Consider the following 15,067-nt stretch of genomic DNA (forward strand, 5'->3'; position numbering starts at 1 on the left):
CCCCGGACGCGGCCTCCGCCGCCGCGTACGGTGAACCGATGACCCGAGCCTCGTCCCTGGTCGACTGGGACCTCGCCGGCCGTACCGCGCGCCGCTTGGTCAAGCCCGGCCCGGAGACCTCCCGCGAGGAGGCTGCGGCCGTCGTCGACGAGTTGCACCGCGCCGCCGCCACCGCCGTGGCCCACGTCGAGGAACTCACCGGCCTCCACCCGGTGGCCGATGGGCCCGAGCCCGTCGTCGCCGTCGTCGACCGGCCCGGCTGGTTGGACGCGAACACCGCCGGCATGGCCGCGTTGCTCGACCCGCTCGCCGAGGGCCTGCAGCAGGCCGCCGGCCGGGCCCCCGGTCCGCTCGCCACCGCGATCGGCTCCCGGGCGACCGGCGTGCAGGCCGGCGGCGTGCTGGCCTTCCTGTGCACCCGGGTGCTCGGCCAGTACGAGGTGTTCGGCACCGGCGGCCGGCTGCTGCTCGTGGCGCCCAACATCGTGGAAACCGAGCGCCGCCTGGGCGTCGACCCGACCGACTTCCGGCTGTGGGTGTGCCTCCACGAGGTCACCCACCAGCTGCAGTTCACCGCCTTCCCCTGGCTGCGCACCTACCTCGAGGAGCAGGTGTCGGCGTTCGCGCAGGCCACCGACCTGACGCCCGACGTGCTCCGGGAGCGGCTCAGCGACGTGCTGCGCAGCCTGGGCGACGCGGTGCGCGGCGGGGAGCCCGACGACGACGAGCCGCAGGGGATCATGGCGCTGGTCCGCGACCCGGAGCAGCGCGCGGTCCTGGACAAGGTGACCGCGGTGATGAGCCTGGTCGAGGGGCACGCGGAGTACGTCATGGACGGCGTCGGCCCGGACGTCGTCCCCTCCGTGCGCACCCTGCGCAAGCGCTTCGCCCAGCGGCGGAAGGGCCGCGGCCCGATCGACCGGGTGCTGCGCCGGATGCTCGGCCTGGAGCAGAAGATGAAGCAGTACGCCGACGGGCGGATCTTCGTCGGCGGGGTGGTGGAGCTGGTCGGCATGGAGGGCTTCAACCAGGTGTGGGCCGGGCCCCAGAACCTGCCCTTCGTCGAGGAGCTGACCGAGCCGGCCCGCTGGGTCGAGCGCGTGCTGGGCACCCGCCCGGCGATCCCCGCCTGACGCCGGCGCCGTCCCCGACGACCTGCATGGCCGGACCCCTGCCAGCCGTCGCCGCGCTGCGCTCCGCGGTCCGCCCCCGGCTGGCGGCCCTGGACACCGCGGTGCTCGTGGCCTGCAGCGGGGGAGCGGACTCCCTGGCCCTGGCCGCGGCGCTGGCCTTCGAGGGCCCCCGGGCCGGGCGGCCGGTCGGCGCGGTGGTCGTCGACCACGGCCTCCAGCCGGGGTCCGTGGAGCGGGCCGAGCGCACCGCTGCGCTGCTGCGGGAGCTCGAACTCGCGCCGGTGCTGGTCCGCGCCGTGCGGGTCGGGCCGGACGGCGGTCCGGAGGGCGCGGCCCGGGACGCCCGGTACGCCGCCCTGCGGACCGCCGCGGCCGAGCTCGGGGCCACCGTGGCGCTGGGCCACACGCTCGACGACCAGGCGGAGACGGTGCTGCTCGGGCTGGCCCGCGGATCGGGCCCCCGTTCGGTCGCCGGCATGGTCGAGCACCGCCCACCGTTCTGGCGCCCGCTGCTCGGCGTCCGCCGGGAGACCACCCGGGCGGCCTGCGCCGCCCACGGCCTGCCGGTCTGGGACGACCCGTGGAACACCGATCCCGCCTACACCCGGGTCCGGCTGCGGCAGGAGGTGCTGCCCCTGCTGGAGGAGGTCCTCGGGGGTGGGGTGGCGCCGGCGCTGGCTCGCACCGCGGCGCTGCTGCGCGAGGACCTCGACGCCCTGGACGCGCTCGCCGCCGTCGAGTCCGCCCGGCTGGACGGCACCGTCGAGCTCCCGGCCGCCGCGGTCGCGGACCTGACCGCCGCGCTGCGCCGGCGGATCGTGCGCAGCTGGTTGCGCGACGCCGGCGTTCCCGACCTGCAGGCCGTCCACCTGCGCGCCGTCGACGACCTCCTCACCCGCTGGCGCGGGCAGGGCCGGGTGGACCTACCCGGCGGTCACGGGGTCATCCGGGCGTCTGGCAGGCTGAGGGTGCTGCCGGGCCCGGACGCGGGTGACGCGGCGATCCGCACCGACGAACCCCCCCGAGGAGCCCCGACCGTGAGCGAGCCAGCCACCTCCGAGGCGCCGGCGACCGGGCAGCTGGGCCCCGACCACGGCTACGGCCCCGACATCGACCACGTGCTGCTCACCGACGAGCAGATCCAGGCCAAGATCCGCGAGCTGGCCACCGCGGTCGCCACGGACTACTCCGGCCGGGAGGTGCTGCTCGTCGGCGTCCTCAAGGGCGCGGTGCTGTTCATGTCCGACTTCGCCCGAGCCCTGCAGCTGCCCACCCAGATGGAGTTCATGGCGGTCTCCTCCTACGGCAGCTCCACCAGCTCCTCCGGCGTGGTGCGCATCCTCAAGGACCTCGACCGCGACATCGCCGACAAGCACGTGCTGGTGCTCGAGGACATCATCGACTCCGGCCTGACGCTGTCCTGGCTGCTGAAGAACCTGGGGAGCCGGCGGCCGGCGTCGCTGGAGGTCTGCGCGCTGCTGCGCAAGCCCGATGCGGTGAAGGTCGACGTCCCGGTGAAGTACATCGGGTTCGACATCCCCAACGAGTTCGTCGTCGGTTACGGCCTGGACTACGCCGAGCGCTACCGCGACCTGCCCTACATCGGGACGCTGAAGCCCGAGGTTTACTCGTCCTAGCCGAGCTCGCTAGCAGGGAGGGGCGGGGTCCTTCTGGGCCGGGCGCACAGGTGCTGCGGTGTACCTTCGTCCCAAGAACGTCGCACCGTGACGGGGTGCCCCCCGGAGGTCACGGGCGGCGTCCCGTGACGATCAGGAGGGTCGACGGGCCGGCCGGGCTCCCCCGGCCCCCGGCATCGGTGTATGGAGCGTAAGAAGATCGTCCGGTCGGTCTGGTTCTGGATCGCCATCGTTGTCATGCTCGCCTTCCTGGGCTCGAGCCTGTTCCGCGGCAACGGGGGCTACGACGAGGTCTCCACATCCACCGCGCTGGAACAGCTCTCCGACGGGAACGTCCGCAGCGTCACGATCAACGACAAGGAACAGACGCTTGACCTCGACCTGAAGAGCGCGGTCGAGGGCAGCACGAAGGTCACCGCGTCCTTCCCGGCGGGGGCCTCGGAGGACGTCTTCGATCTCGTCCGGGGGGCGCAGGACGGCTCCGCGGCGGTCGACTTCGACACCCAGGTGACCCAGACCAGCCTGCTGACCAGCCTGCTGGTGAGCTTCCTGCCCTTCCTGCTGCTGCTGGCGCTGCTGTTCTGGCTGTTCAACTCCATGCAGGGCGGCGGCCGCGGGGTGATGGCCTTCGGGAAGTCCAAGGCCAAGGTGGTCAGCAAGGACACCCCGAAGACGACGTTCTCCGACGTCGCCGGCGCCGACGAGGCGATCGAGGAACTGCAGGAGATCAAGGACTTCCTGCAGAACCCGGTCAAGTTCCAGGCCATCGGCGCGAAGATCCCGAAGGGCGTGCTGCTGTTCGGCCCGCCCGGCACCGGCAAGACGCTGCTCGCCCGCGCGGTCGCCGGTGAGGCGGGCGTGCCGTTCTACTCGATCTCCGGCTCGGACTTCGTCGAGATGTTCGTCGGCGTCGGGGCCAGCCGGGTCCGCGACCTGTTCGAGCAGGCCAAGACCAACGCGCCGGCGATCATCTTCGTCGACGAGATCGACGCCGTCGGCCGGCACCGCGGCGCCGGCATGGGCGGCGGGCACGACGAGCGCGAGCAGACCCTGAACCAGATGCTCGTCGAGATGGACGGGTTCGACGTCAAGGGCGGCGTCATCATGATCGCCGCCACGAACCGGCCCGACATCCTGGACCCCGCGCTGCTGCGCCCGGGCCGCTTCGACCGGCAGATCGCCGTCGACCGGCCGGACCTGCTCGGCCGCGTCGCCGTCCTCAAGGTGCACGCCACCGGCAAGCCGCTGGCCGACGACGTCGACCTGGAGACCGTCGCCCGCCGGACGCCGGGCTTCACCGGCGCCGACCTGGCCAACGTGCTCAACGAGGCCGCGCTGCTCACCGCCCGGCACAACGGGACGGTGATCACCGACGAGACCCTCGAGGAGGCGATCGACCGGGTCCTCGCCGGCCCCGAGCGCAAGACGCGGGCGATGAGCGAGAAGGAGAAGAAGGTCACCGCCTACCACGAGGGCGGGCACGCCCTGGTGGCGCACGCGCTGCCCAACCTGGACCCGGTGCACAAGGTGACGATCCTGCCGCGCGGCCGCTCGCTGGGGCACACCCTCGTGCTGCCCACCGAGGACAAGTACACCCAGACGCGGTCGGAGATGATCGACACCCTGGCCTACGCGCTGGGTGGCCGCGCCGCGGAGGAGCTCGTCTTCCACGAGCCCACCACCGGTGCCGGCAACGACATCGAGAAGGCCACCTCGATGGCGCGCGCGATGGTCACCCAGTACGGCATGAGTGCCAAGCTCGGCGCGGTGAAGTACGGCAACACCGAGTCCGAGCCGTTCCTCGGCCGGGACATGGGCTCGCGGCCGGACTACTCCGACGCCGTCGCCGCCGACATCGACGCGGAGGTGCGCGCCCTGATCGAGGCCGCGCACGACGAAGCCTGGGAGATCCTGGTCGAGTACCGGGACACCCTCGACGAGCTGGTGCTCGAGCTCATCGAGAAGGAGACCCTCTCCCGCGAGGACATGGCCCGGATCTGTGCCGGCGTCACCAAGCGGCCGTCCATGGCACCGTACAACGGCTTCGGCAAGCGCACGCCGTCGCAGCGACCCCCGGTGCTCACGCCCGCCGAGCGGGCCGCGGCCAACGGCCACGGCCACCCGCAACAGCCGGTCGGCGACGTCGGCGCCCCGGCCCAGGGCCGGTGAGCACGCAGTTCGAGCGCCGGGTCGACGGGGTCGGGCAGGACCCGGCCACCGGTGACCCGGTCGCCGACCTGCCCGACGCCGGCATCGACCAGGAGCGCGTGGCCGCGGCAGTCCGGGAGATCCTGATCGCCGTGGGGGAGGACCCCGACCGCCCGGGGCTGGTCGACACCCCCGCCCGGGTCGCCCGTGCCTACGCCGAGACCTTCGCCGGGCTCGGCCAGGACCCCCACGAGGTCCTGGCGACGACGTTCGACGAGGACCACGACGAGCTCGTGCTGGTCAAGGACATCCCCATGTTCTCGACCTGCGAGCATCACCTGGTGCCCTTCCACGGCCTCGCGCACATCGGGTACATCCCCGGCGCCGACGGCCGGGTGACCGGACTGTCCAAGCTCGCCCGGCTCGTCGAGGTCTACGCCCGGCGCCCCCAGGTGCAGGAGCGGATGACGCGGCAGGTCGCCGACGCGCTCTTCGACGCGCTCAAGCCGCAGGGCGTCATCGTCGTCATCGAGGCCGAGCACCTGTGCATGGCGATGCGCGGCATCCGCAAGCCCGGGTCGACCACGGTCACCTCGGCAGTGCGCGGGATCTTCCGGGACAGCGCCGCGACCCGGAGCGAGGCGATGAGCCTCATCCTCCGAGGGTGACGGGCGAGTGAGCATCGCCTGGGTGAACGAGCGAGGATCGGAGCGAGCCCGGAACCGAGCCATCGGCGAGGGTCGGTGACCGGGACCGAGCTGCCGCGGCCGGGGCGCTGCCTGGTGATGGGGGTCCTCAACGTGACCCCCGACTCGTTCTCCGACGGCGGCTGCTACGCCGACCCCGCCGCGGCGATCGCGCACGGCCTGGAGATGCACGCCGCGGGCGCGGACTACGTGGACGTCGGCGGCGAGTCGACCCGCCCCGGAGCCGACCGGGTGGAGACCGACGAAGAATGCCGCCGGGTGGTGCCGGTGGTCCGCGAGCTGGCCGCGGCCGGCGCGCGGGTCAGCGTGGACACCACCCGCGCCGAGGTCGCCGAGGCCGCGCTGCACGCGGGGGCGGTGCTGGTCAACGACGTCAGCGGCGGTCTGGCCGACGCCGGGATGGCCCGGCTGGTGGCCGAGGCCGGCGTGCCGTGGGTGCTCATGCACTGGCGCGGGCACAGCCGGGAGATGTACGCCGCGGCCCGGTACGGCGACGTCGTCACCGAGGTCATCGCGGAGCTCACCGCCCGCGTGGAGGACGTCGTCGCGGCCGGCGTCGCCCCGGAGCAGCTGGTCATCGACCCCGGGCTGGGTTTCGCCAAGCGCGCCGAGCACAACTGGGCGCTGCTCGCGCGGCTGGACCGGCTGGTCGCGGTCGGGCTGCCGGTGCTCGTCGGTGCCTCCCGCAAGACGTTCCTCGGCCGGCTGCTGGCCGGCCCCGACGGCGAGGTCCGCCCCGCCGAGGGCCGGGAGGCGGCGACCACCGCGGTGTCGGTGCTAGCCGCCGAGGCCGGCGCCTGGGGCGTGCGGGTGCACGACCCGGTGCAGTCCCTGGACGCGATCAAGGTGGTGGGTGCGGTCTCCGGCGCCCGCGGACGAGGAGGACGGCGTGGCTAGGACATCCCCCACCCCACCGGTCCCCGACCGCATCACCGTGCACGGGCTGACCGGGTACGGCTTCCACGGCGTCTACCCGCAGGAGCGCGAGCGCGGGCAGACCTTCCGCGTCGACGCCGTCCTGGAGCTGGACACCGCCCCCGCGGCGGACGGCGACGACCTGGCGAAGACGGTCAACTACGCCGAGCTCGCGCAGCGGCTGCACGCCGTGCTGGTGGGGGAGCCGGTCGACCTGCTGGAGACCCTCGCCCAGCGGCTGGCCGACCTGTGCCTGGGCTACCCGGTGGTCCACGCGGTCGAGATCACGGTGCACAAGCCGGAGGTCGACCTGGGGGTGCCGGCCGACGACGTCACGGTCGCCATCCGGCGTGCACGGGCATGGGAGAGGACCCACCTCTCCCCACGCCTCGCACGCTCGCCGCGGGGCCCTAAGGCGGGCCGAGAGGCAGATCGGGACAACGGTGCCGATGACTAGGGCCGTCTTCTCCCTCGGCGGCAACCTCGGCGACCGCGCCGGCACGCTCCGCCGCGCCATCGAGGCGCTCACCGCGGAGGGGCTGGTCGCCCGCTCCATGCTGTACGAGACCCCGCCGTGGGGCCCGGTCGAGCAGCCGCCGTACCTGAACGCGATCGCGGTCGTGCGCGGCGACCGGGACGCCGCCGGATGGCTGGCGCTGGCGCACGAGCTCGAGCTGGCCGCCGGGCGCACCAGGGAGGTGCGCTGGGGGGCCCGCACGCTGGACGTCGACGTCGTCACGGTCACCGAGGACGACGGGACGCCCGTGCTGTCCGACGACCCGGAGCTGACCCTTCCGCACCCGCGCGCCGCGGAGCGCGCCTTCGTGCTCGTGCCCTGGCTGTCCCTCGAGCCCACCGCCACCCTGCCCGGGCACGGGCCGGTCGCCGACCTGGTGGCGGCGCTCCCGGCCGACGACGTCGCCGCGGTGGTGCGCTGGGAGCACCTGGCGTGAGGCCGGTCCGCCGCCGCGACCTGGTGGCGCTCGCCGCCGGGCTGGCGGTTGCCGCCTGGCTGGTCGTGCGCGCGGCCTACGGCTCGCTGCCGCCGTTCGCCTGGTGGCTGCCGGTGCCGATCGGCGTGCTCGCCGTCGCCGAGGCGCTGGGCGCGCGCACCCTCAGCGCCCGGCTGCGGGCCCAGCGGGACCGCAGCCCCGGGCCCGGCCGGGCCGCGACGGCCGCCCGGCCGGTGGAGCCGATGCTGGTGGCGCGGCTGGCAGTGCTCGCCCAGGCCAGTGCCTACGTCGGGGCCGTCGTCGCCGGGTGCTGGGCCGGGCTGCTGCTGCACACCGCCCCCGCGCTGTCCCGGCTCACCGCGGCCCGCGGGGACACGGTGACCGCTGTGCTCGGGGTGGTGCTCGCGGCCGGCCTCACCGTCGCCGCGCTGTGGCTGGAGCAGGTGTGCAAGGTCCCGCCGGGCGGGGACGACGACGGCCCGGCGCCGGCCCCGCACGCGTAGCCGACCTCACGCCCGGGCGGCGCCGGCGGTCTCCGGGACGTTGCCGTCGACCGAGCGGCGCAGCGCAGCGTGCAGCGACTCGGGGGTGAGGACGCCGAGGAACCGGTCGCCGTCGAGCACCGCCACCCAGCCGGCGTCGTACTGCAGCATCGTGGCGAACGCGGTCTTGAGCGTCGCGGAGACCGGCACCCAGGCCTCCATCCGCCGGCAGGCCGAGCGCACGGTGCCCGTGCCCCCGGCGCGTTCGGCGGAGATCCACCCGTGCAGCCGCTTCTGGTCGTCGAGGACGACGGCCCACCGCGCGTCGGCCTGCTGCAGGGCGGCGCGGGCGTCGGCCAGGCCGTCGCCGACGTCGACCACCGGGGGCTGCTCCAGGTCGCCGACGTCGATGCCGGTGACCGCGAGCCGCTTGAGCCCGCGGTCGGCGCCCACGAAGTCGGCCACGAACGGGGTGGCGGGGGAGCCCAGCAGCTCGGCGGGTGACGCGAACTGCTCGATCGTCCCGCCGGCGCTCATCACCGCGATGCGGTCGCCGAGGCGGACCGCCTCCTCGATGTCGTGGGTGACGAAGACGATGGTCTTGCGCACGGTCTCCTGGAGCCGCAGGAACTCCGACTGCAGGCGCTCCCGCACGATCGGGTCGACGGCGGAGAACGGCTCGTCCATCAGCAGCACGCCGGGGTCGGCGGCCAGCGCCCGGGCCACGCCGGCCCGCTGCCGCTGGCCGCCGGAGAGCTGGTGCGGATAGCGGTCGCCGTAGGTCGCGGGGTCCAGGCCGACCAGCTGCAGCAGCTCCTCCACCCGGTCGCGGGTGCGGTCCTTGTCCCAGTCGAGGAGCCGGGGGACGGTCGCCACGTTCCGGCGCACCGACTGGTGCGGGAACAGCCCGACGTTCTGGATCACGTAGCCGATCCGCCGGCGCAGCTGCACCGGGTCGACGCGGGTGACGTCCTCCCCGCCGAGCAGGATCCGGCCGCTGCTGGGCTCGATGATGCGGTTGACCATCTTCATCGTGGTCGTCTTGCCGCACCCGGACGGCCCGACGAGCACGGTGATCTCCCCGGCGGCGAAGGTCAGGTCCAGCTCGCGCACGGCGACCGTGCCGTCCGGGTAGACCTTCGCCACGCCGTCCAGCCGGATCTCCTCCGCGCCCGTGCGGGCAGCGGTTCGGTCCCGGGGGGCAGTAGCGTCCACGACGTGGCCTTCCTAGCAGGCGCCCGATGCTGAGCGCGTCGAGCGGTGCGGTGGTCGCGGCCGAGGCCGCGCCGAACCCCTGGTTCGACTGGTCGTACGTGACGGACAACAGCGGCACCATCCTGGACCACCTGGCCGAGCACGTGCGCCTCACGGTCGCCGCGGTCGTCCTGGGTGTGGTGATCGCGCTGCCGCTGGCCGTGCTGGCCCGGCGCGGCCGGTGGCTCGCCGGACCCGTGCTGGGGCTGTCGACCGTCGTCTACACGATCCCGTCGCTGGCGATGTTCGCCTTCGTCGCGCCCTACACCGGGCTGAGCGAGACCACGGTGCTGGTCGGCCTGGTCCTGTACTCGCTGGTCATCCTGGTGCGGAACTTCCTGGCCGGGCTGCAGGCGGTGCCCGCGGACGTGAAGGAGGCCGCGCGCGGCATGGGCTACGGCGGCGTCCGGCTGTTCTGGCAGGTGGAGGTGCCGCTCGCCCTGCCGTCGTTCATGGCCGGACTGCGGATCGCCACGGTGTCCACGGTGGCGCTGGTGACCGTGGGTGTGATCGTCGGCCACGGCGGGCTGGGGCAGCTGATCACCGGGGGCTTCAACGCGAACTTCTACCGGGCCGAGATCGTCACCGGGGCGGTCGGCTGCGTGCTGCTCGCGCTGCTGGCCGACCTGCTGCTCGCCGGCGCCGAGCGGGCGCTGACGCCGTGGTCCCGGCGGGTGCGGTCGTGAACCTGCTCCAGGACGCGCTGCTCTGGCTCAACGACCCCTTCAACTGGACCCGCCCCGACGGGGTGCTGGACCTCCTCCGGCAGCACCTGCGCATCTCGGCGCTCGCCGTGCTGGCCGCGCTGGTCGTCGGCCTGCCGATCGGCGCGCTGCTCGGGCACCTGGGGCGGGGCGGCGGGTTCACCGTGGCGCTGTCCAACGTCTCCCGGGCGGTGCCGACGCTCGCGCTGCTCACGATCTTCGCGGTCACCCCTATCGGTTTCGGGCCGACGGCGACGACGATCGCGCTGGCCGTCTTCGCGGTGCCGCCGGTGCTCACCAACGCCTACGTCGGGTTCCGGGGGGTGGACCGGGACGTCGTCGAGGCCGCCCGCGCCATGGGCATGACCGGACGGCAGCTGCTGCTCCGGGCGGAGCTTCCGCTGGCCACGCCGCTGGTCATGACCGGGATCCGGACCGCCGCCGTCCAGGTCGTCGCCACCGCCACGCTGGCCGCCCTGGTGGCCGGCGGCGGACTGGGCCGGATCATCACCCTCGGCTTTCGGCAGCAGGACTACGGCGCGGTGCTGGCCGGCGCCCTCCTGGTCGCGGCGCTCGCCCTGCTCACCGAGGGAGTGCTGGCCGCGGCGTCCTGGGCGCTGACGCCGGGTGCCAAGCGGCTGCCGCGCCGGTCGTCGATGGCGGCCGCCGTCCCGGTGCCGGTCCCGGACTGAGCTGCCCGAACCCGACCGGTGGTGCGACGGACTTGCCCGGGAGATGGGGGAGGGGGTTGAGTGCTCCCCGCGGGATCCCTCCCGCCAGACACGCGTGGCGCCCGACGCCACGGGACACAGAAGGCGGAGCTCATGCGCGCGCGATCCCGGTCCCTCCCCCTGCTCGCCCTCGCCGCGGTGCTGGCCACGGCCGCCTGCGGGGAGTCCGGCTCGTCCGGCACCGGCGGCGGCGCGGAGGCCAGCGGCACGGCGTCCGGCGACGCCTGCGCCCCGGTCGCCGGCGACCAGCTGGTGGTCCTGGAGGACGACCAGCAGCTGCAGAACGCCGACAACATCGTCCCTGCGGTCAACGCGGCCGCCGCGCAGGCCAACCCGGCGCTGCTGGAGACGCTGAACCGTGTCTCGGCGGAGCTGACCACCGACGAGCTCATCGAGATGAACGCCGCCGTCGACGTGCAGCGGCAGAGCGCCGAGGAGGTCGCCGCCGCCTGGACCACCGAGAACGGCCTGGACACCGGTCTCTCCGGTGGCAGCGGCCCGATCGTCGTCGGCGCCGCGGACTTCACCGAGTCCCAGGTGCTGGCCACCATCTATGCCGACGTGCTCACCGCGGCCGGCTTCCAGGCCAGCGTGCAGACCGTCGGGAACCGTGAGCTGTACCTGCCCGCGCTGCAGCGGGGGGAGATCCAGGCGTTCCCGGAGTACCTGGCCACGGTCACCGAGGCGCTGGACGCCGACGACGCGCGTCAGGTCGCCAGCGGGGACGTCGCCGAGACGGTCGCCGCGCTGACCCCGCTCGCCGAGCAGGCCGGGCTGGTGTTCGGGGAGCCCGCCGAGGCCGCCGACCAGAACGCCTTCGCCGTCACCCAGGACTTCGCCGACCAGCTCGGCGTCACCACGCTCTCCGAGCTGGCCGATGCCTGCGGCGACGGCTCGCTGGTGCTCGGCGGCCCCGGCGAGTGCCCGGAGCGGCCGCAGTGCCAGCCGGGGCTGGAGGAGACCTACGGCCTGCAGTTCGCGAGCTTCAGCGAGCTGGACGCCGGCGGCCCGCTGACCAAGGCCGCCATCCAGCAGGGCGAGGTCTCGATCGGCCTGGTCTTCAGCTCCGACGGCGCCCTGGCCCAGGGCTGAGCCGTCGCAACGGGACGGGTCAGGCCACCCTGCCGGGTCCCGCCGCGAGCTCGCGAGCGGTGGGGGGCAGGGTGGTCCTTTCTCAGTACCAGCCGCCCGGCGGGAGCTGCTCACCGGCGGGGACGACGACGTCCACCCGGTTGCCCTCCGGCGCGAGCGGGCACGTCCAGCGCGGGTCGTAGGTGCACGACGGGTGGTAGGCGAGGTTCAGGTCGACCACCAGCCGGTCGCCGTCCCCCCCGAGGTCGGCGCCCTTGAGGGTGTCGAGCAGGTAGCGCCCGCCGCCGTAGGTCGTGGCCCCGGCGCTGCCGTCCCGCAGCGGGAGGAACAGCCCGCCGGCGTAACCGGCGATCCACCACACGTCGAGCCGGCCGACCTCCCCGAGGGTGACCCGGCCGATCAGGTGCAGCACGACGCCGCCCTCGTCCGTGGTCGCCACACCCAGGCGCACCGGCTCCACGTCGGTGTCGACCGGGACGACGAAGCGCAGCGACGGGTCGTACGGCGCGAACGGCAGCCCCGGGAACCCGGCCCGCGCCTCCGCGGTGAGGGGCGACTCGTCGTGCCCGGCCAGCAGGGCGTCCCGCCCGGCGCGCCACCGCAGCCAGCCCGACTCGGGATCGCGGTCATCGCGGACCTCGGCGTAGAGGGCGGCCATCCGCCGCCGCCAGTCCAGGAGGGAGGTCGTCACTCCCGCCACCCTGCCACCCATCCGTCACACGACTGTCCTCAAATCGGGTCGGTCACGCTCCGCTGCCGGATCCGCCCGTAGGGTCATCGCATGGGTAGCAGCCGGGACGACGAGGCCGCTGCCCCCTCCGCCGGACCCTCGCGGCCGCCGGTGCCGCCGCCGGCCCGCTCCGCGAGCGTCCGGCCCACCGCGTCGCCCCGCCCCGCCGCCCGACCGGCGGCGCCGGCGGTCCCCGCCGTCCAGCCAGCGGCCCCGGTCACACAGGTGAGCCCGGCCGCGGCGCCGGTCCACCCGGCAGCTGTCCCGGCCGGCCCGGCAGCGGTCCCGGCCGGCCCGGCAGCGATCCCGGCCGGCCCGGCATCGGCCCTGGCCACCGAGGCGGCGGACGACGCCGCCCCGCGCCGCCGCTTTCCCTGGCCCGCGGTCGGCCTGGTGCTCGCCGCGGCCGCCACGGTCGCCGTCTTCGTCACCGACAACGCCCTCGTGCTGCGGATCGCGCTGCTGGCCGTCTGCTGGGCGGTCGTCGGGGCAGCGTTCCTGACCGGTGACCGACACGGCGACCGCGGAACGGCCCCGGCCGACGAGCTGCGGGACCCCCGCGACCGGGAGGAGACGCTGCAGGACAGCCGGCTGCGCCGGGCGGCCGAGCAGGGCATGCGTGAGGAGATCGCGCAGTTGCGCACCGAGCTCGCCGCGGTCGGCGGGCTGCGCACGGAGCTGGCCGGCGTGGGGCAGCTGCGCGACGAGCTGGCCGCCCTCGGGCAGCTGCGCGCCGAGGTGGCCGCGCTGACCCAGCTGCGGGCGGACCTCGAGGGCGTCGGCGAGCTGCGCGCCGACCTCGGCCGGTTGCGCGCCGAGCTCACCGAGCAGCTGTCCGGCGAGCTGTTCTACGAGCGGATGGTCATGCGCGCCCAGACCGTCCGCGGTCCGCTGGCCGGTGGCGGCATCGACGCGCCGACGATCGAGGGCGCCGCGAGCTGGGAGACGGTGACCCCGGCGTCCCGGCCGGTCGTCGAGGTGCCTCGCCCGCCGGTCCCGACGCCGGCGGTTGAGCCGGCGCGTCCGCTCGCGCCCGAGGACGGACTGACGGCCGAGCCGGTGCTCGAACCCCGCGTCGAGGTCCGGCCCGAGTCGCCGATCGAGTGGCTGGGTGACCGGTCGCTGCTCGGGACCGCCGAGCGCCCCGTGGTGCCGGTCCCGGCGTCCTCGCCGGTCCTCGCGTCCGCACCGGCCACCGGCGCCCGGCCGGTGCCGTTCTCCCGCCGCGACTGGGCCCCGGACGCGTCGGCCGGAACGGCTCCCCGCCACCACCGGCGGGCCGCCGAGACGGACGAGCAGCCGCGGGTGCCCGAGGTCGTGGCGGACGCCGTCCCGCCGCTCACGGGCAGCCACGTGGTCCTGGACGCGCCCGCCCGGCAGGCGCCCGAGCCGCAGGGTCACGCCCGGCTGGAGCAGATCCTCGCGGAGAGCGGGGTGGAGACACCGAGCGGTCGCCGCCGGCGGCGGTACCGCGACGACGACGACGGCGGGGACGACGTCCTGTCCCGGGTGCTCGGCCGCCACTGAAGTCTTCCGGGTCCTCGGCCGCACCTGATGGCCTCGTCCCCGGGGCCCGCGGCGCGCGGAGCGCATCGTGGGGAGGGACGAGGTCCTTATGCGATGGGGCCGCGGGAGAGCGCCCCGCCGTCGAGCACGAGGGTCTGCCCGGTGACCCAGCCGGCGCCGTCCCCGAGCAGGTAGGCCGCGGCCTCGCCGACGTCCTCGGGCACCCCCAGCCGGCCGGCCGGGTACTGCGCGATGACCTCCTCCTCGCGGCCGCTGAACAGCGCCTCGGCGAACCGCGTCCGCACCACCGCCGGCGCCACCGCGTTGACCCGCACCCGGGGGCCGAGCTCGACGGCGAGCTGCGTGGTCAGGTTGACCAGCGCGGCTTTGCTGACCCCATAGGCGGCGATGCCCTCACTCGACTTCAGCCCGGCGACCGAGGCGACGATCAGCACCGATCCGCCGTGCTCGGACATCCACGCGCGCCAGGCCTCCTGGACCAGGCCCAGGCTGGCGACGACGTTGGTGTCGAGGATCTTGCGGAAGGCGTCGAGCGGGACGTCCATCAGCGGGCCGAACACCGGGTTGATGCCGACGTTGCCGACCAGCGCGTCGAGGCTGCCGAAGGTCTCGATCGCGGTGCGCACGGCCGCGGCGCGGTGCTCGGGGTCGCCGGCGTTGCCGGCGACGGCGACGGCGCGGTCCGGCCCGCCGAGCGCCTCCACCGCCTCGGCGAGGGCCTCGGGCCTGCGGGCGGTGAGCACGACCCGCGCCCCCCGGTCGACCAGGCTGGTGGCGATCGCCAGCCCGATGCCCCGGCTCGCGCCGGTGACCAGTGCGGTGCGTCCCTCGAACGTGCCCACCGTGCTCCTCCCGACCGGGCCGGCTCCGGTGCCGGCGGCGGTCCAACCTAACCGGGTCCCGGGGCCTCCCCAGGGCACGAGTGAGTCACGACACAGTCCCCGCCCGTTGCAGGCCGCCCCGGACGGTCACACACTCGGCACTGACACGACGCCTGCGTGACACACCGGCGACCCCGGTGGTTGCAGCGGGTGGGACGTCGACCGCACGACCC

15 protein-coding genes are annotated in these 15,067 nt (G+C 74.8%); 12 read left to right on the forward strand and 3 right to left on the reverse strand.

Annotation, left to right across the window (positions count from 1 at the left end; translation table 11 throughout):
- Window positions 1-38 precede the first annotated feature (38 nt).
- From HK417_RS01300 to HK417_RS01340, 8 genes are all read left to right on the forward strand, one after another.
- Complete coding sequence (locus HK417_RS01300) at window positions 39-1,133, forward strand: zinc-dependent metalloprotease (RefSeq protein WP_222262507.1); 1,095 nt, start codon at window positions 39-41, stop codon at window positions 1,131-1,133.
- Between the two features lie 26 nt (window positions 1,134-1,159).
- Complete coding sequence (hpt, locus tag HK417_RS27240) at window positions 1,160-2,770, forward strand: hypoxanthine phosphoribosyltransferase (protein WP_439957896.1); 1,611 nt, start codon at window positions 1,160-1,162, stop codon at window positions 2,768-2,770.
- A 183-nt stretch (window positions 2,771-2,953) separates the two neighbouring features.
- The gene (ftsH, locus tag HK417_RS01315) at window positions 2,954-4,939 is read left to right on the forward strand and encodes an ATP-dependent zinc metalloprotease FtsH (RefSeq protein ID WP_222262508.1); all 1,986 of its coding nucleotides are present in this window, start codon (window positions 2,954-2,956) and stop codon (window positions 4,937-4,939) included.
- Window positions 4,936-5,586 carry a GTP cyclohydrolase I FolE gene (gene folE / locus HK417_RS01320; RefSeq protein WP_439957897.1) on the forward strand — a complete coding sequence of 217 codons (651 nt, stop codon included), beginning with the start codon at window positions 4,936-4,938 and terminating at the stop codon, window positions 5,584-5,586. Before ftsH ends, folE begins: the two co-directional genes overlap by 4 nt.
- A 75-nt stretch (window positions 5,587-5,661) precedes the next feature.
- The gene (folP, locus tag HK417_RS01325; protein WP_308123298.1) at window positions 5,662-6,522 is read left to right on the forward strand and encodes a dihydropteroate synthase; all 861 of its coding nucleotides are present in this window, start codon (window positions 5,662-5,664) and stop codon (window positions 6,520-6,522) included.
- Window positions 6,515-6,997 carry a dihydroneopterin aldolase gene (folB, locus tag HK417_RS01330; protein ID WP_222262510.1) on the forward strand — a complete coding sequence of 161 codons (483 nt, stop codon included), beginning with the start codon at window positions 6,515-6,517 and terminating at the stop codon, window positions 6,995-6,997. The genes folP and folB overlap by 8 nt, the downstream gene beginning before the upstream one ends.
- Window positions 6,990-7,493 carry a 2-amino-4-hydroxy-6-hydroxymethyldihydropteridine diphosphokinase gene (folK, locus tag HK417_RS01335; RefSeq protein ID WP_222262512.1) on the forward strand — a complete coding sequence of 168 codons (504 nt, stop codon included), beginning with the start codon at window positions 6,990-6,992 and terminating at the stop codon, window positions 7,491-7,493. The genes folB and folK overlap by 8 nt, the downstream gene beginning before the upstream one ends.
- Window positions 7,490-7,996 (forward strand): DUF3180 domain-containing protein, encoded by a 507-nt coding sequence (locus tag HK417_RS01340; protein WP_222262514.1) that lies wholly within the window; start codon window positions 7,490-7,492, stop codon window positions 7,994-7,996. The genes folK and HK417_RS01340 overlap by 4 nt, the downstream gene beginning before the upstream one ends.
- 6 nt (window positions 7,997-8,002) lie before the next feature.
- Here HK417_RS01340 and HK417_RS01345 read toward each other — a convergent pair whose 3' ends face one another.
- Window positions 8,003-9,190, reverse strand: coding sequence for an ABC transporter ATP-binding protein (locus HK417_RS01345; protein WP_222262516.1), 1,188 nt, complete (start codon window positions 9,188-9,190; stop codon window positions 8,003-8,005).
- A gap of 26 nt (window positions 9,191-9,216) precedes the next feature.
- Between HK417_RS01345 and HK417_RS01350 the strand changes: the two genes are divergently transcribed.
- The 3 genes from HK417_RS01350 (at window position 9,217) to HK417_RS01360 (ending at window position 11,756) form a co-directional block, all read left to right on the forward strand.
- Window positions 9,217-9,915, forward strand: a complete 699-nt coding sequence (locus HK417_RS01350; RefSeq protein WP_222262517.1) for an ABC transporter permease — start codon at window positions 9,217-9,219, stop codon at window positions 9,913-9,915.
- Window positions 9,912-10,625, forward strand: coding sequence for an ABC transporter permease (locus tag HK417_RS01355; RefSeq protein WP_222262519.1), 714 nt, complete (start codon window positions 9,912-9,914; stop codon window positions 10,623-10,625). The genes HK417_RS01350 and HK417_RS01355 overlap by 4 nt, the downstream gene beginning before the upstream one ends.
- A gap of 132 nt (window positions 10,626-10,757) precedes the next feature.
- The gene (locus tag HK417_RS01360; RefSeq protein ID WP_222262521.1) at window positions 10,758-11,756 is read left to right on the forward strand and encodes a glycine betaine ABC transporter substrate-binding protein; all 999 of its coding nucleotides are present in this window, start codon (window positions 10,758-10,760) and stop codon (window positions 11,754-11,756) included.
- An 82-nt stretch (window positions 11,757-11,838) separates the two neighbouring features.
- Here the strand turns inward: HK417_RS01360 and HK417_RS01365 are convergent, their stop codons facing one another.
- A complete protein-coding gene (locus HK417_RS01365) occupies window positions 11,839-12,447 on the reverse strand; it encodes a DUF1684 domain-containing protein (RefSeq protein ID WP_222262523.1) in 609 nt (202 codons plus the stop codon).
- A gap of 90 nt (window positions 12,448-12,537) precedes the next feature.
- Here HK417_RS01365 and HK417_RS01370 point away from each other — a divergent pair, with 90 nt between their 5' ends.
- The gene (locus HK417_RS01370; protein ID WP_222262525.1) at window positions 12,538-14,013 is read left to right on the forward strand and encodes a hypothetical protein; all 1,476 of its coding nucleotides are present in this window, start codon (window positions 12,538-12,540) and stop codon (window positions 14,011-14,013) included.
- A gap of 86 nt (window positions 14,014-14,099) precedes the next feature.
- On the opposite strand, the gene HK417_RS01375 is transcribed toward HK417_RS01370, so the two are convergent.
- Window positions 14,100-14,855, reverse strand: a complete 756-nt coding sequence (locus HK417_RS01375) for an SDR family oxidoreductase (RefSeq protein WP_222262527.1) — start codon at window positions 14,853-14,855, stop codon at window positions 14,100-14,102.
- Between the last annotated feature and the right edge of the window lie 212 nt (window positions 14,856-15,067).

Origin of the sequence: Modestobacter marinus (assembly GCF_019799945.1) — a bacterium.
In the GTDB taxonomy this organism is placed as follows: domain Bacteria; phylum Actinomycetota; class Actinomycetes; order Mycobacteriales; family Geodermatophilaceae; genus Modestobacter; species Modestobacter marinus_B.